Source organism: Olsenella profusa DSM 13989 (genome assembly GCF_030811115.1).
Taxonomy (GTDB): domain Bacteria; phylum Actinomycetota; class Coriobacteriia; order Coriobacteriales; family Atopobiaceae; genus Olsenella_F; species Olsenella_F profusa.
Map to the genome: position 1 here is coordinate 425701 of NZ_JAUSQK010000001.1, position 15584 is coordinate 441284.

Below are 15584 nucleotides of genomic sequence, written 5' to 3' on the forward strand. Positions count from 1 at the left end.
TCGTTTGGCTACGTCCTAGCCCGTACGCCCGTGTGAGATGACTTTAGAAACCTTAAAGAGCGTGCCACGAACCAATGTCGAGCATATGCGGTTGGCCATTGCATTCCGCCGCTCAATCACCCAGCTCTAATTACCATAACAGATACCTCAATTATTTCTTTGCGAAACCTTGCGTTTTTTTGCTCACAACCGTTCGCGTTGGCACTCGCTTCGTACATAGCTATCCCCTCCACTCTTCCGCAGCAACAAATCCTGAATAGAGCGCAGGACACCTACTCCAAGCAGCCCGGATGGGCTTTACTTTTTTGTCAAGTTTATAGAATGTTATGCGCGTTGTATTGTGTTGTATGTGCTAATATATGGGGTGGCCTTCGAGAGCGGAGGGGCGGAAGATGTTTCTGAAGAGGACCCCACAGAGGAACGGACGGGTGAAGCTCTCTGTATGTGAGAGCTACCGGGTCGGCAAGAAGACCAAGCAGCGCCAAGTGAGGTCTTTGGGCTATATCGACGAGCTCGAGGAGGAGCATCAAGACCCCATCGAGTGGGGACGGGCCCAGGCCCTTGAGATGACTCGCGAGAAGAAAGAGGGCGAGCAGGCTCTTCCCCTCGAGATCCACCCCCTGGAGAAGATCGACAGGAGGGGGACCAACAGGAAGAACCTGGGGTGCGCGATCGCGCTTGCCGTCTACAGCGCCCTGGGGATCGAGCAAGTGCTGCGCAACTACCTGCGCGGCAGGAGCGTGGCATACGACCTCAACAGCGTAACGAGGCTGCTCGTGACAGAGCGGATCCTAGGGCCAGGGTCCAAGCGCGCAGCCTGGCAGAACAGGGAGAGGTACTTCTTCAAGAGCGACTTCACGGACGATGATCTCTACAGGGCCTTAGACGAGCTCGCGAGGGCCAAGGACAAGGTCGTCTCCTCCATGAACAGGCGGATAGCGGCCGCGGGCATGAGGGACATGTCCTGCGTCTACTACGACGTCACCAACTACTACTTCGAAAGCGACGCCCAGGACGAGCTGAGGAAGCGCGGGGTCTCCAAGGAGAACAGGAGGAGCCCGATCGTGCAGATGGGGCTCCTGCAGGACGAGAGGGGCATCCCCATCTGCTACAGGAAGTTTTCGGGCAACACCCCAGACGCCCAGACCATGATCCCCGTGCTCTCCGACCTCAAGCGCGACTACGGGATGGACAGGCTCATAGCCGTCGCCGACAAGGGCCTCAACTCGTCGGACAACATAGCGGCGGCCGTGGCCAGGGGGGACGGCTTCGTCTTCTCCCAGTCGGCACGCGGCACCAAGTCGGACGCCGCCCTGAAGAGGTGGCTCACGGACGACCAGGGCTACCGCCACATGGGAGACGACTTCAAGATCAAGAGCAAGCAGGGCTTCAAGGCCTGCCACATCAAGGCAGGGGATACGAAGGGCGGAAAGCCCAAGGACATAAGGATTCCCGTGAAGTACGTCGGCTTCTGGTCAAGGAAGTACCAGGAGCGTGCCCGCCACGACAGGGCCAAGGTGATCGAGAGGGCACGCACGCTCATTAAAAGCCCCGCCGCCTTCAGCGCCCATGAGGCCCATGGGGCGGCAAAGTACGTGAGGGGCCTCACCTTCGACAGGGACACGGGCACTATTGCCGATGCCCGCAAGCTCTCCCTGGATGAGGATGCCATCAGGGAGGCAGAGGACTTGGACGGCTACTACCTCGTCGTCACAAGCGAGACAGACTGGCAGGACGAGAAGATACTCGATGCCTACCGGGAGCTCTGGCGGATAGAGGAGTCCTTCAAACTCACCAAGTCAGAGCTCAGGACCAGGCCCGTCTACGTCTGGACGGACGCCCATATAGAGGCCCACTTCCTCACGTGCTTCGTGGCCCTCACGATCCTTCGGATCCTGCAGTGCCAGACGGGTGTCCCCGCGGCCCACATAAGACGTGAGATCAAGGCCATGTCAGCCACGAACTTCGATTCCAACTGGTGGGTGTTCGACCACAGGACGGACGAGTCTGACGCCCTGGCCGCCTCCTGTGGCCTCGAGGAGCTCAAGCTCAAGTTCCTCACAACCAAGCAGGCCAAACAGGTCTTAGCTAAGGCAAATAGGCTAACGCTCCAACACAGAGGATAGTCAGCCACCCATCAACAGAACCGCAGCTAACCAGTACTGTCTTTGCTATCTAGCTGCGGAAAATGGGATACCCCAATTATTTCTTTGCGAAACCTTGCGTTTTTTTGCTCACAACCGTTCGCGTTGGCACTCGCTTCGTACATAGCTATCCCCTCTACCCCATAGGGCGCATGTTGGTGGATAGAATACGGAGGATGCACGAGTCCCCTTCGTATGCCGCGCGGCGGCATGGGAGCGAAATGGCCCCAAGTGCGTGCCCAGGCACGTGCCCATGGCACGTCGACGACGTCCACGGATGACAAAGGCCCAGGATTGGGATTCGCGAAGGCGCCAGATGGCCCCCGGTTTCCCTGTGAGCTTGCCTTGCGCCCTGACGTCGGGACGCACTTGAGGCCATTTCGCTCCCTCGAGAGCATCATGACCATCCGCATAGCGGATGGTCTGCCCTTGGCTGGGGCACGACCCTTCGGGGCCGACGACCCGGACGATCACCGTGCCAGAGGGTGAAGCCTTCTGCCATATGACGGGAGTCCATCGGCCGAATGGGTGGACCTGCATGCCGCGCGAAGGGCGCGCGGCACAGGGCTGGGGGCCCTGTATGAAGGTCGGGCCCCCACCGCACTGCGATGGGGGCCCGACCTGCTGACTCCTTGCGGCGATACCACCTGTAGGGGACTTACTCCTCGCCCTCGCCCTGCTCGACCTGGGAGAGCAGGTCATGCAGCGAGCCCAGGTCCTCGTTGATGACCTGGCCATCGTTCCGCTCAGTGGATCCACCGATGAGGTCGTCGTCATCCGCATGCGTGGTGGGCACCGCAGTGCCCAACATGATGTTACCGCCTGCGTCAGGCGAGAACACCATGTTCAGCAGCTGTGAGAGATCCTCGCTGTCGGCCTCGTCCTCCTCGGGCTCCAGGATATAGAGGAGGTCGCGGGCCTCGAGGCCCTCACGAAGCTCCTCGATCGCCTTTGCACCGATGCCATCGATGTGAAGCAAGTCGTCCTCGGTCTTGCCGATGAGATCCCCCACGGTCTCAATGCCCACCTCGCTGAACTTGTTCGTCCAGCGCTGCGAGACGCCCAGGTCATCAAAGAGATAGAGCTTGGCGTCCTCGCTGGAGAGCGTCCGGCCGTTCTTGGAGTACACCCCACCGTAGCCGTAGTCGTCGCCAATCCAGTCGAGCTGCTTGGGAAGCCTCTCCTCGACGTCCTTGAGCTCGTCGGGTGCCCATTCGGGCAGCGTCTTGGCATTGGGGCTCGTGGGACCCTCGACCTTCTCGCCGTGGTAGGTGAGCTCCACGTTGTCGTACGCTTCCAGACCGGTGCCTGCGGGAATCTTCTTGCCCACGATGACGTTGGACTTGAGGTCGAGGAGGTGATCGACCTCACCCTTGATGGCGCTGTCGGTGAGCACGCCGGCGGTGCGGATGAACGAGGCGCTGGACAGCCAGGAGTCAATGGAGCTGGCCACCTTGAGCGTACCCAAGATGACGGGCTCTGCCTGCGGAGGCGTGCCGCCGGCCATGGCGATGTTGCGCACGGTGTCGCCAAACACGTAACGGTCGACGTACTGGCCGAGCAGGTAGGTGGAGTCACCGGGGTTGATGATCTGCACGCGGCGCAGCATCTGACGGGCGATGACTTCGATGTGCTTGTCGTTGAGGTCGACACCCTGGGACGTGTAGACGTCCTTGACCGACTTCACGAACGTGTGCATCGTGGACTCTATGTCCGTGAGCTTGCGCAGCTTGCGGAAGTTCACGAAGCCACGCGTGATCTGGTCGCCGGCACGCACGGTGACACCCTCGCCCATGGCCTCCTCGAAGCCCGGCATGAAGCGCACCGAGACCGGCACCCGCCACTCCGCGATGATGCGGCTCTCGTCGTCCGCATCCAGGATCTGGAGCAGGTACTCGGTCTGCTCCGTGGTGATCTTGAGGATGCCGCTGTAGGGGGCAAGGTCCGCCTCGCGGCCTAGGATCTTCTCGTTGACGTTGCCCACGACATCGAACATGCGGGCGACCGTGGGGAGGCCCTGCGTGATGTCATCCGCACCCGCGACGCCACCGGAGTGAATGGTGCGCATCGTGAGCTGCGTGCCCGGCTCGCCGATGGACTGCGCGGCGATGATGCCCACGGAGGTGCCGATGTTGACGGGGCGTCTCGTGGAGAGGTCCCAGCCATAGCACTTCTGGCAGACGCCATACTTGGACCTGCAGGTGAGCAGTGCCCTCAGCTCGACCCTCTTGAGGCCATGCGCGCGGAGCATCTCGAGGTCGTCGGTCGACTCGATGTAGGCATCCCTCGCTAGGAGCACCTCGCCGGTCTGGGGATCGGTGATGTCGTTCAGCACGCAGCGTCCGACAAGGTCCGCGTCCACGCCGGACTCGCCCGACTTGACGAGGTCATAGGTCACACCCTCGTCCGTGCCGCAGTCCTCCTCGCGCACGATGACGTCCTGCGCGACGTCCACCAGGCGACGTGTGAGGTAGCCGGAGTCCGAGGTGTGCGAGGCCGTGTCCACGAGGCCCTTGCGGGCGCCATAGGTGGAGATGAAGTACTCCAGGGGCACGAGACCCTCGCGGAAGTTCGCCTTGATGGGAAGGTCGATGGTGTCACCGGACATGTCGGCCATGAGGCCGCGCATGCCGGCGAGCTGGCGCAGCTGCGTCTTGGAGCCACGGGCGCCGGAGTCGGCCATCATGTAGATGGGGTTGTCCTCGGTGAAGCCGTCGAGCATCTCGGTGCCCAGGGTATCGGTGCAGTCGGTCCACACGTTGATGACCTCGGCGTGGCGCTCGCGCTCGGAGAGCAGGCCGTTCTCGTAGTTCTCGTTGATCTGGTCGACCTTGTCCTGGGCCGACTCGAGCAGTTGGGGCTTGTCATCGGGAATGACGGCGTCCCAGACGGAGATGGTGAGACCCGCCCGGGTGGCATAGTGAAAGCCACTGTGCTTGATGGCGTCCAGGATCTCCTCGATCCTGGTGGTGCTGTAGCGGTCGCAGCAGTCATTGACCAGGGCGGAGATGTCGCTCTTGACCATCTTGAAGTTCATGTAGGGATAGTCGGCGGGCAGGCACTGTCGATTGAAGATCACGCGGCCCACCGTGGTCTCGATACGCACGGGATGGTCGGTGACATCGTAGTCCGTGGCCTCGCCACGACCCTCCATCACGCGGAAGTAGCCCCTGCCGTCCTTGAGGACGTTGGCATCGGCCTCCGAGACGCGCACCTCGATCCTCGCCTGGATGTCGAGGTCGTTGCGGCAGTCGTAGGCGTGCAGCGCATCGTCGAAGTCGGCGAACACGCGGCCCTCCCCCTTGGCGTCATCCTTCTCCATGGTGAGGAAGTAGACGCCAAAGACCATATCCTGCGACGGCACGGTGAGCACCTTGCCCGATGCGGGAGAGCGCAAGTTGTTGCTCGAGAGCATGAGCACGCGGGCCTCGGTCTGCGCCTGGGTGGACAGAGGCACGTGCACGGACATCTGGTCGCCATCGAAGTCCGCGTTGAAGGGCGCACAGACGAGCGGGTGCAGGTGGATGGCCTCACCGTTCACCAGCACGGGCTCGAAGGCCTGGATGGACAGGCGGTGCAGGGTCGGTGCGCGGTTGAGCAGCACCAGGCGCCCCTTGATGACCTCGTCGAGCACGTCCCACACGGCGGGCAGCTGACGATCGATGGCGCGCTTGGCGGCCTTGATGTTGTCGACCTTGAAGTTGTCCACCTTGCCCAGCTCGACGAGCCTGCGCATGACGAAGGGCTTGAAGAGCTCCAGCGCCATGGCGGACGGCAGGCCGCACTGGTGCAGCTTGAGCTTGGGGTCGACCACGATGACGGAGCGACCGGAGTAGTCGACGCGCTTGCCCAGCAGGTTCTGGCGGAAGCGGCCCTGCTTGCCCTTGAGCGACTCGGCGAGCGACTTCAGGGGCCTGCCGCCGCGGCCGGTGACGGGGCGGCCGCGGCGGCCGTTGTCGAAGAGCGCGTCCACGGACTCCTGAAGCATGCGCTTCTCGTTGTTGATGATGATCGCCGGGGCGTCGAGGTCGAGCAGGCGCTTGAGGCGGTTGTTGCGGTTGATGACGCGCCGGTAGAGGTCGTTGAGGTCGGACGCGGCAAAGCGACCGCCATCGAGCTGCACCATGGGGCGCAGGTCGGGTGGGATGACCGGGATGACGTCGAGGATCATGTTGGCGGGGTCGTTGCCGCCCTTGAGGAAGGCGTCCACGATCTCCAGGCGCTTGACGGCACGCTCGCGCCTCTGCTTCTGGGAGTCGTCGTTGACGACGATGGCGCGCAGCTCCTCGGCCTCCTTGGGAAGGTCGATGGCCCGAAGCAGGTCGCGCACGGCCTCGGCGCCCATGCCGCCCTTGAAGTAGATGGAGTAGTAGCGCCTCATCTCGGTGAAGAGGCTCTCGTCGGAGATGAGCTCACGCTCCTCAAGCTGCATGAACCTGTTGTAGGCATCCGTGCGCAGCTGCTTCTCCTCGGCGTACTCCTCCTCGAGGTCGACCACGCCGGCGCGCACCTCGTCAGCGGAGAGCGGCTCGATGTCGTCGAACTCGTCGTCCGCTCCCCCGCCCTGCGCCCTGAGGCGCTCGATCTCGTCGTCGCGCTCGGCGTCGAGCTCCTCGAGGTCGGCGGCAAGCTCCTCCTTGAGATCCTCCGCGTCGGCCTCGCGCGCCTCGCCGTCCACGTGCGTGATGACGTAGCTCGCGAAGTATAGGATCTTCTCGAGGTCCTTGCTCTTGACGTCGAGCAGACGGGCCAGCGGGAAGCTGTTGGGGCTCTTGAAGTACCAGATGTGGCTCACCGGGGCAGCCAGCTCGATGTGGCCCATGCGCTCGCGACGCACCTTGGCACTCGTCACCTCGACGCCGCAGCGCTCGCAGACGATGCCCTTGAAACGGATGCCCTTGTACTTGCCGCAGGCGCACTCCCAGTCCTTCGTGGGGCCAAAGATCTTCTCGCAGAAGAGACCGTCCTTCTCGGGCTTGAGGGTGCGGTAGTTGATGGTCTCAGGCTTCTTGACCTCGCCATGCGACCAGCTACGGATCTCGTCAGCGGACGCCAGCGAGACCTTGATTGCGTCGAAGTCTGTGGTATCGAAATCTGCCACGTTCGCTACTCCTTATCGTCGTGTGCGTCTGCGGCCAACTCGTCCGCCGGTGCGGCGGCAGACATGCCGATGAGGTCGTCGAGGGCGGCGTCGGAGGAAAGGACCTCGACGGCATCGGGGGCCTGCCGCTCCTCTGCCTGGCCCCTCTCCTTCCTGTAGGAGATGGGCTTGATGTTGAGCGCCAGCGAGCGGATCTCCTTGACGAGCACCTTGAAGGACTCGGGGATGCCGGCGGCAGGCACGTTCTCGCCCTTGACGATGGACTCGTAGGTCTTGACGCGGCCGTTGGTGTCGTCGGACTTGACGGTGAGGATCTCCTGCAGCACATGGGAGGCACCATAGGCATAGAGCGCCCAGACCTCCATCTCACCGAAGCGCTGGCCGCCGAACTGGGCCTTGCCGCCCAGCGGCTGCTGCGTGACGAGGCTGTAGGGGCCGGTGGAGCGGGCGTGGATCTTGTCATCCACCATGTGGCCGAGCTTGAGGATGTAGCTCACGCCCACCGTGATGGGGTTATGGAACGCCTCTCCCGTGCGGCCGTCGTACAGCGTGGTCTTGCCCATGTCACTCACCTGAGTCACGAAGTGCGGGTCGAGGGCGTCACCATAGAGGCCCTTGGCGCGGTTCATGACGTTGATGTTGGAGCGGCGCAGGGCCTCCCTGACCACCTCGTCGGACGCGCCGTCAAAGACAGGGGTGGCGACGAGCATGTCGCCCTCGACGACCTCGTGGGAGTCAGCGCTCGTGGTATCCCAGCCATGGGCCGCGGCCCAGCCGAAGTGGGTCTCCATGAGCTGGCCCACGTTCATGCGAGAGGGGACGCCCAAGGGATCGAGCAGCACGTCGACGGATGTGCCGTCGGACATGTAGGGCATGTCCTCGACAGGAAGGACGTTGCAGACGACACCCTTGTTGCCATGGCGACCGGAGATCTTGTCGCCCTGCTGGATCTTGCGGCGCTGGGCCACGAAGACACGGACCAGCTCGTTGACACCGGGAGGCAGGTCGTCCCCGGCCTCGCGGCTGAAACGCACCACATCCACGACGCGACCGTAGGCGCCATGCGGCATCTTGAGCGAGGTGTCGCGGACGTCGTGGGCCTTGGCGCCGAAGATGGCGCGCAGCAGGCGCTCCTCGGCGGTGAGCGCCGTCTCCCCCTTGGGAGTGACCTTGCCGACCAGGATGTCGCCAGGGCCCACCTCGGCGCCAATGCGAATGATGCCGTCGTCGTCGAGGTTGGCGAGCATCTCCTCGGACTGGTTGGGAACCTCGCGGGTGATCTCCTCGGGGCCGAGCTTGGTGTCGCGGGCATCGATCTCGTGACGGGAGATGTTGATGGAGGTCAGCAGGTCATCCCGTACGACGCGCTCGGAGACGATGATGCCGTCCTCGTAGTTGTAGCCCTCCCACGGCATGTAGGCCACCGTGAGGTTGGTGCCCAACGCCAGTTCGCCATGGTCGACGGACGTGCTGTCGGTGAGGGCCTGGCCCTGCTCCACCCGCTGTCCCACGGTGACGACGGGCCTGTGGTTGATGCAGGTGCTCTGATTGGAGCGCTCGTACTTGGGGAGGTCATAGCGCTCGGGGCCATCCTCGGTGTCCACGACCACATGAGCGGCGTCGGCCTCGGAGACGGTGCCGGCATGCACGGCACAGATGAGCTCTCCGGAATCGTGCGCGGCGGCGCGCTCGAGGCCGGTGCCCACTATGGGGGCATGCGGACGGATCAGGGGTACGGCCTGGCGCTGCATGTTGGCACCCATGAGGGTGCGCTTGGCGTCATCGTGCTCGAGGAACGGGATGAGGTTGGCCGCCACGGAGAGCAGCTGGCGCGGGGAGACGTCCATGTAGTCGACGCTCATGACGTCTACCTGCGAGGGAGCGCCAAAGCTGCCGTCGAAGTTCTTGGTGCGGGCCACGACGATATCGGCCTTGACGACCTTGCCCTTGGAGTTGATGCGTACGAACTCGCCGGTCTTGGGATCGATGGGGACGTCCGCCGGAGCGATGACGTGGTTCTCCTCCTCGTCGGCGGTCATCCAGTCGACCTGGTCGGTGACCTTGCCGCCCTCGACCCTGCGATAGGGAGCCTCGATGAAGCCGTACTCATTGACGTGCGCGTACAGTGCCAGAGAGCCGATGAGGCCGATGTTGGGGCCTTCGGGCGTCTCGATGGGGCACATGCGGGAGTAGTGCGAGTTGTGGACGTCGCGAACGGCCGTGGGGACATTGGTGCGACGGTTGGAGCCGCTCTTGTGACCCGCGAGGCCGCCGGGCCCCAGGGCGGAGAGACGACGCTTGTGCGTGAGGCCAGCCAGCGGGTTGGACTGGTCCATGAACTGCGAGAGCTGCGAGGAGCCGTAGAACTCCTTGATGGCGGCCACGATGGGACGGATGTTGATGAGCGACTGGGGCGTGATGTCATCCGGATCCTGAGAGGCCATGCGCTCGCGGATGACACGCTCCATACGGGTCATGCCGATGCGGAACTGGTTCTGCACGAGCTCGCCCACCGTGCGCACGCGGCGGTTGCCGAAGTGGTCGATGTCATCGAGGCGCTTGGTGGTGTCACCAGCGTGCAGCGCCAACAGGTAGCGCAGGGCGCCCACGATGTCCTCCTCGGTGAGGACGCGCTGCCTGGCATCGATGGCGAGGCCGAGCTTCTTGTCGATCTTGTAGCGGCCAACGCGGGCAAGGTCATAGCGCTGGTTGTTGAAGTAGAGGCCCTCGAGCAGGGAGCGAGCGTTGTCCACGGTGGGTGGCTCGCCCGGACGCTGGCGACGGTAGATCTCGACGAGGGCATCCTCACGGGTGGTGGCGACGTCACGCTCGAGCGTGGAACGTACGACGTCGGAGTCGCCGAGGAGGTTCATGATGTCGTCGTCGCTCTCGGCGATGCCGAGGGCACGCAGGAAGAGCGTTGCGTTCTGACGGCGCTTGCGATCGATGGAGACCACCAGGTGGCCATGCTTGTCGACCTCGAACTCCAGCCAGGCGCCACGCGCGGGAATGAACTGCACGTGATGGACGTCCGCGCCGTTGTCCACCTCGTGGGAGAAGTAGACGCCCGGCGAGCGCACGAGCTGGGAGACGACGACGCGCTCGGTGCCATTGATGATGAAGGTGCCACGGTCGGTCATGAGGGGGAAGTCGCCCATGAAGACGAGCTGCTCCTTCATCTCGCCGGTCTCCCTGTTGACGAAGCGCACGTCGACGAAGAGCGGGGCCTGGTAGTTGATGTCCTTGGCGCGGCACTCCGCGATGTCTGCGGGGGCGTCGCCAAACTGGTGGTCGCCGAAGGTGACCTCCATGGTCTTGGCGGCGTTCTCAATGGGCGAGAACTCGGCGAACGACTCGGCGAGCCCCTCACCCATGAAGTGCTCGAACGACTCCCTCTGGACGGAGATGAGGTTTGGCAGCTCCATTGCCCGAGGAATCTTGCTAAAGCTCACGCGCTCGCGCTGATTCTGGGCAACCTTGGAAGACTTTGCGTTAGGCACCAGACACTTCCTCCTTAGACGAGTGACCGCGACGATCGTCGCACCCATATGGCGTCAGTCATCGCAAACTAATAAAGTATCGGAATGGAGGGGGTTGGTCAACGATTGGGGCTTGACATCGTCCAGAAAATACATTATGAGGCCAGCGGCCAGATAATCCTGCGGAAACGCCTTCTCGTTTGTGTGCGGGATGTGTGCTCGCGAGCCATGGTTCGTGCTGGTATGTGACTGCGGGGGAGCAGGGCGCAGGGAGGGTGTGCGGCGCCCGGACGCGCCGTTCCGGCATCCCTGTAGGACCGTCCATGCGGGCCCGCCTCGTTCCTGCGCCGCGGCATGGGAAGGGGCCGAGCTGGGCTCGGCCCCCGAGCGCGCAACGATGGCACGCCGAGCTCTGAGAAAACGAGCTACTTGAGGGTGACCTCGGCGCCGGCCTCCTCGAGCTGCCTCTTGGCATCCTCGGCATCGTCTTTCTTGGCACCCTCGATGAGGACCTTGGGAGCGCTCTCGACGGCCTCCTTGGCCTCCTTGAGGCCAAGGCTGGTGAGGGAGCGAACGACCTTGATGACGGCGATCTTGTTGGAGCCGAAGGAGGTCAGCTCGACGTCGAAGTTGGTCTTCTCCTCCTCGGCGGGGGCGGTGCCGTCGGCTGCGGGGGCGGCGGCAACGGCAACGGGAGCGGCGGCGGAGACGCCGAAGACGTCCTCCAGCTCGTGAACGAGCTCGGAAAGCTCGAGGGCGGGCATCTCCTTGAGGGTCTCGATGATCTCATCCTTGGTGACGGCCATGTCAATTCTCCTTTGTCAGGGGCGCCCTTGTGACGCCCATTCCGATTCGGTGCGGTAGTGCGGGGGCCTGACCTAGGCGGCCTCCCTCTGGTCGGCCACGGCGGACAGCGCAGTGACCAGGCCACGCGCAGGGCCGGCGGCAACCTGTGCGATGCCGGAAAGCGGGCTTGCCATGACGAAGACCAGCTCGGCAAGAAGCTCGTCGCGGCTCTTGAGCTCCGCGTAGGCCTTGGCATCCTCGGCAGAGAGAGCCTTGCCATCGGCGATGGCGCCAACCCACTCGATCTTGTGGAGGGCTTCGGACTGCCTCTTGATGACCTTGGCCGCCTCGACGGGATCGTTGTCATAGAAGACATAGGCGCAGGTGCCCACCATGTTCTCGATCTCGGGAAGCTCTGCGCTCCTCAGCGCGATCTTGACGATGTTGTTCTTGTACACTTTCATGTGCGCACCGGCCTTCATGAGGCTGCGGCGGAGCTCCTGGGTCTCCTTCACGGTGAGACCACGGTAGTCGATCACGAACATGCCCTTGGAACTCTCGAGGGACTCGCCGATCTTCTCCAGCATGGAGACGTTGCTCTTGTTTGGCATGAAATACACCTCCCTGTCTGCGCTCGGGCACGAGCCGCCGACGCGGGCGGACCTTCGCACGAAGGACCCCGCCTGGCGCGCAGCCAAAGCGGGGTCCAAGAGACAAGTCTGAGACCACCTCGGCAGGCGGGTTCCCCCTTTGAGCCTTGCGGCACCGGCTGTCTTTGGCAGCGGACGTGCTGTTTGTACATCGCCCTTTCGGACGGGGGACATTGTTGCAGAGTCGCGGGCATACGTCAAGGCTCGCCATCCCCATACCTGGAAGGCTCTGTGGCAGCTCCTCACAGTCCGCAGGCGCGTCACGGGACGCCTGCCACTCCCTCTCCCTCCCCTGGCCACCGCTGACGAGCTTCGGCGGTGGAGCGCCGAGGCACGCGGACTCCGGGGGCTCACGCCCGCATGGCATGAGTCGCGCCGCATCATGAATGGATCCGCCTCGCCCATGGAGACGCGTGTCATGCGAAGGGGAAGGTCTCGGCGAAGGCGCCGACTGACCGATGCCCTTGATGACCCGACCTCGCGGTGGGCACGGGGATCGGTTCTGAGCGCGCTCGTCGACAGGCCCGTAGGCCGTGGCGGCTCCAAGACGCGCGTTGGATTGAGGCTGCCCCACGTTTGCCCAGTTGGGAAATCTCACGCTCAATCCAACGCACACGTACAAAAAGGTGTCCCGGCCTTCAGGCCGGGACACCCTGCTACTCGGCGAGGAAGTCGCGGGTGACGAAGGGGTCAATCCTGACGCCCGGACCCATCGTGGAGGACACGGAGATGGACCTGACGTAGCGGCCCTTGGCGCTGGAGGGCTTCACGCGGAGAATCTCGGTGTAGAGGGCCGCGTAGTTCTCCACGAGCTGCTCGACGGGGAAGGAGGCCTTGCCCAGGGGCACGTGGCAGATGCCATAACGATCGGCGCGATACTCCACGCGGCCGGCCTTGAGCTCGCCGACCATCTTCTCGACATCCATGGTGACGGTACCGAGCTTGGGGTTGGGCATGAGGCCACGGGGGCCAAGGATGCGACCAAGACGACCGACCTTGCCCATGAGATTGGGCGTGGCAATGACGGCATCAAAGTCAATGTTGCCAGCCTGAACCTCGGCAACGAGGTCGTCAGAGCCCACGATGTCCGCGCCGGCGGCCTTGGCCTCGTCGGCCTTGGTGCCCTCGGCGAAGACGGCCACGCGCACGTTCTTGCCGGTTCCGTTGGGCAGGCTGATGGAGCCACGGACGTTCTGGTCGGCCTTGCGGGTGTCGACGCCCAGGCGGATGGAGGCCTCGATGGTCTCGTCAAATGCGGCGGACGCAAGCTCCTTGACGAGCGCAAGTGCCGCCTTGGGGGCAAGGGCGTCCCTCTCGACCTTGGCCGCAGCCGCATTGTACTTCTTTCCATGCCTTGCCATACTACGTACCTCCTCTAGGTAGTTGCGAGGTGAACGGGCTGGCCACCCTCCCTCGATCTCAATGGCACTCCACCAGTTTCCAACGTTTGCCACTGCCGAGCCGTGGGAACCATCGCCAAGTAGCGGCAGCAGAAACCGATGGGTGCATCCCCTTGTCCTCGGCGAAATCCATGAAATGCTTGAGCCGAGGACAAGGGGATGCACCCCCGAAGGGGTGCGTGCGCTACTCGGCGATGGTGACGCCCATGGAGCGGGCGGTGCCGGCAACGATCCTCTTGGCCGCCTCGATGTCGTTGGCATTGAGGTCGGGCATCTTGATCTCGGCGATCTTGGTGAGCTGCTCCTGGGAGAGCTGCCCCACCTTGTCGCGCTGGGGCACGCCGGAACCGCTCTTGAGCTTGAGCTCCTTCTTGATGAGCTGGGCCGCCGGAGGGGTCTTGGTGACGAAGTCGAAGGAGCGATCCTCGTAGACCGTGATCTCCACGGGGATGATGTCGCCGGCCTTGTCCTGCGTGGCCGCATTGAAGGCCTGGCAGAACTGCATGATGTTGACCTGAGCGGCACTGAGGGCGGGGCCCACGGGAGGCGCGGGGTTGGCCTGGCCGGCGGGAATCTGGAGCTTGATGAAGTGGACGACCTGCTTTGCTGGCATCGTGTGTCTCCTTGAAGCGAACGTTTGCGATCTATCGTGTCTGTTCCGAGAAGCAATCCTCACCGATTACGGAACAGGGGGTTGTGGGCTAGGCGATCTGTGTCACCTGGTCGAGCGTGAGCTCCACTGGGGTCTCGCGACCGAAGATCATGAGCATGACCCTGACCTTGCCCGCCTCGGGCATGACCTCGGACACCTGGCCATCAAAGTCGGCCAAGGGGCCACTCACGACCTTGACGGACATACCAGCCTCAAGGTCGGTCGTGGTGGCGCGCTTAGGCTCCCGCACGCCCGATGGGTTGGTGCGGCGCATGATCTTGTTGAACTCGGAGCGGCGCAGGGGGACGGGCTTGCCGTCCACGCCCACGAAGCCCGTGACGCCGGGGGTGTTACGCACGACCACCCAGCTGTTGTCATCCAGCTCCATGCGCACGAGCACGTAGCCGGGGAAGACCTTAACGTCCTTCGTCTCGCGCTTGCCACCATTCTTGATCTCGGTGACCTCCTCGGTGGGAACCTGGATGTCTACGATCTGGTCCTCCATGCCGTAGGTCTCGATGCGATGCTCGAGGTCGTTCTTGACCTTGTTCTCATAGCCTGAGTAGGTGTGAACCACATACCAGCGCTTAGCCATCGTGCCCTTACCCCCTCAGCTTTGTGAATTGGAACATGAGATTGAGGAAGCCCGTATCGACAAGCCATACGACGGCACCCACGACGACAAGCGCCACGATGACGGCCACGGAATAGTTGGTAAGCTCGGATCTTGAGGGCCAGGACACACGACGAAGCTCGCTCCCCACCGCACCAAGGTACGTGCGTATGCGACCCTTCCTCCTAGGCGCCTCCTTGCCGCCTTTGGCGGAGCCAGCCGCGAGGCTCTTGCCCTCGGACGTGGCGACCCTCTTGGAGCCCTTGGACTCATCGGAAGTAGCGGCAGCCTCCTGTGCCTCGCGTGCGACACGCTCCCGTTGGCGCGCTTGACGGGCACTCCTCCTCTGTCGCTCTTTCTTTGCCATCCCTCACCCCTCTTGGATGTCCCTCTTCAGTGAAACCGGCAAGCCCCAAGGGGGATTGCCGGTGGTGTTAGCTGGCACGCCAGGAAGGACTCGAACCCTCAACACTCGGTTTTGGAGACCGATGCTCTACCAATTGAACTACTGGCGTGTACAGACCCCATTCTAGCGGGTCTCCTTGTGGATGGTGTGCTTATGGCACCACGGGCAATACTTCTTCAGTTCCATGCGGTCGGGAGTGTTGCTTTTGTTCTTCTTGGTGGTGTAGTTGCGACGCTTGCACTCGGTGCATGCGAGAGTAACCAGTGTGCGCATGAATCCTCCTGTAGACTATCGCCGCCGTATGACCCCATGGGCGACGCAAGTAGCGAGGGTACCATTGCTCGGCCAGGTAT

The 15584-nt window shown here is 63.2% G+C and carries 10 protein-coding genes and 1 tRNA gene; 1 reads left to right on the forward strand and 10 read right to left on the reverse strand.

All coding sequences use genetic code 11. The features are described from left to right. The first annotated feature begins 392 nt into the window (after positions 1-392). Positions 393-2126: an IS1634 family transposase gene (locus tag J2S71_RS01960; RefSeq protein WP_307387966.1), complete on the forward strand. Its 1734-nt coding sequence runs from the start codon at positions 393-395 to the stop codon at positions 2124-2126. 676 nt (positions 2127-2802) lie between these two features. On the opposite strand, the gene J2S71_RS01965 is transcribed toward J2S71_RS01960, so the two are convergent. The 10 genes from J2S71_RS01965 to rpmG all read right to left on the reverse strand — a co-directional run bounded on the left by J2S71_RS01965 (position 2803) and on the right by rpmG (position 15504). After that, positions 2803-7245 carry a DNA-directed RNA polymerase subunit beta' gene (locus J2S71_RS01965; RefSeq protein ID WP_307388450.1) on the reverse strand — a complete coding sequence of 1481 codons (4443 nt, stop codon included), beginning with the start codon at positions 7243-7245 and terminating at the stop codon, positions 2803-2805. A 5-nt stretch (positions 7246-7250) separates the two neighbouring features. Further along, a complete protein-coding gene (gene rpoB / locus J2S71_RS01970; protein WP_307388451.1) occupies positions 7251-10745 on the reverse strand; it encodes a DNA-directed RNA polymerase subunit beta in 3495 nt (1164 codons plus the stop codon). Positions 10746-11149: 404 nt separating this feature from the next. Further along, complete coding sequence (gene rplL / locus J2S71_RS01975; RefSeq protein WP_021727108.1) at positions 11150-11530, reverse strand: 50S ribosomal protein L7/L12; 381 nt, start codon at positions 11528-11530, stop codon at positions 11150-11152. 72 nt (positions 11531-11602) lie between these two features. Beyond that, entirely contained in the window at positions 11603-12121 is a 519-nt protein-coding gene (gene rplJ / locus J2S71_RS01980; protein ID WP_021727077.1) for a 50S ribosomal protein L10, read from the reverse strand. Between the two features lie 695 nt (positions 12122-12816). Further along, positions 12817-13521, reverse strand: coding sequence for a 50S ribosomal protein L1 (rplA, locus tag J2S71_RS01985; RefSeq protein WP_021727101.1), 705 nt, complete (start codon positions 13519-13521; stop codon positions 12817-12819). 223 nt (positions 13522-13744) lie between these two features. Next, positions 13745-14173: a 50S ribosomal protein L11 gene (rplK, locus tag J2S71_RS01990; RefSeq protein WP_021727110.1), complete on the reverse strand. Its 429-nt coding sequence runs from the start codon at positions 14171-14173 to the stop codon at positions 13745-13747. An 88-nt stretch (positions 14174-14261) separates the two neighbouring features. Next, entirely contained in the window at positions 14262-14807 is a 546-nt protein-coding gene (gene nusG, locus J2S71_RS01995) for a transcription termination/antitermination protein NusG (RefSeq protein ID WP_021727149.1), read from the reverse strand. A gap of 7 nt (positions 14808-14814) precedes the next feature. Next, positions 14815-15192 carry a preprotein translocase subunit SecE gene (gene secE, locus J2S71_RS02000; protein ID WP_021727113.1) on the reverse strand — a complete coding sequence of 126 codons (378 nt, stop codon included), beginning with the start codon at positions 15190-15192 and terminating at the stop codon, positions 14815-14817. 72 nt (positions 15193-15264) lie between these two features. Continuing rightward, positions 15265-15340, reverse strand: a tRNA-Trp gene (locus J2S71_RS02005). 14 nt (positions 15341-15354) lie between these two features. After that, positions 15355-15504 carry a 50S ribosomal protein L33 gene (rpmG, locus tag J2S71_RS02010; RefSeq protein ID WP_021727064.1) on the reverse strand — a complete coding sequence of 50 codons (150 nt, stop codon included), beginning with the start codon at positions 15502-15504 and terminating at the stop codon, positions 15355-15357. Between the last annotated feature and the right edge of the window lie 80 nt (positions 15505-15584).

Excerpts from the sequence above, each read along its gene's own strand:
- J2S71_RS01960 (WP_307387966.1), top strand. The coding sequence starts at position 393 with ATGTTTCTGAAGAGGACCCCACAGAGGAACGGACGGGTGAAGCTCTCT.
- rplL (WP_021727108.1), bottom strand. The coding sequence starts at position 11,530 with ATGGCCGTCACCAAGGATGAGATCATCGAGACCCTCAAGGAGATGCCC.
- rplJ (WP_021727077.1), bottom strand. The coding sequence starts at position 12,121 with ATGCCAAACAAGAGCAACGTCTCCATGCTGGAGAAGATCGGCGAGTCC.
- rplA (WP_021727101.1), bottom strand. The coding sequence starts at position 13,521 with ATGGCAAGGCATGGAAAGAAGTACAATGCGGCTGCGGCCAAGGTCGAG.
- rplK (WP_021727110.1), bottom strand. The coding sequence starts at position 14,173 with ATGCCAGCAAAGCAGGTCGTCCACTTCATCAAGCTCCAGATTCCCGCC.
- nusG (WP_021727149.1), bottom strand. The coding sequence starts at position 14,807 with ATGGCTAAGCGCTGGTATGTGGTTCACACCTACTCAGGCTATGAGAAC.
- secE (WP_021727113.1), bottom strand. The coding sequence starts at position 15,192 with ATGGCAAAGAAAGAGCGACAGAGGAGGAGTGCCCGTCAAGCGCGCCAA.
- rpmG (WP_021727064.1), bottom strand. The coding sequence starts at position 15,504 with ATGCGCACACTGGTTACTCTCGCATGCACCGAGTGCAAGCGTCGCAAC.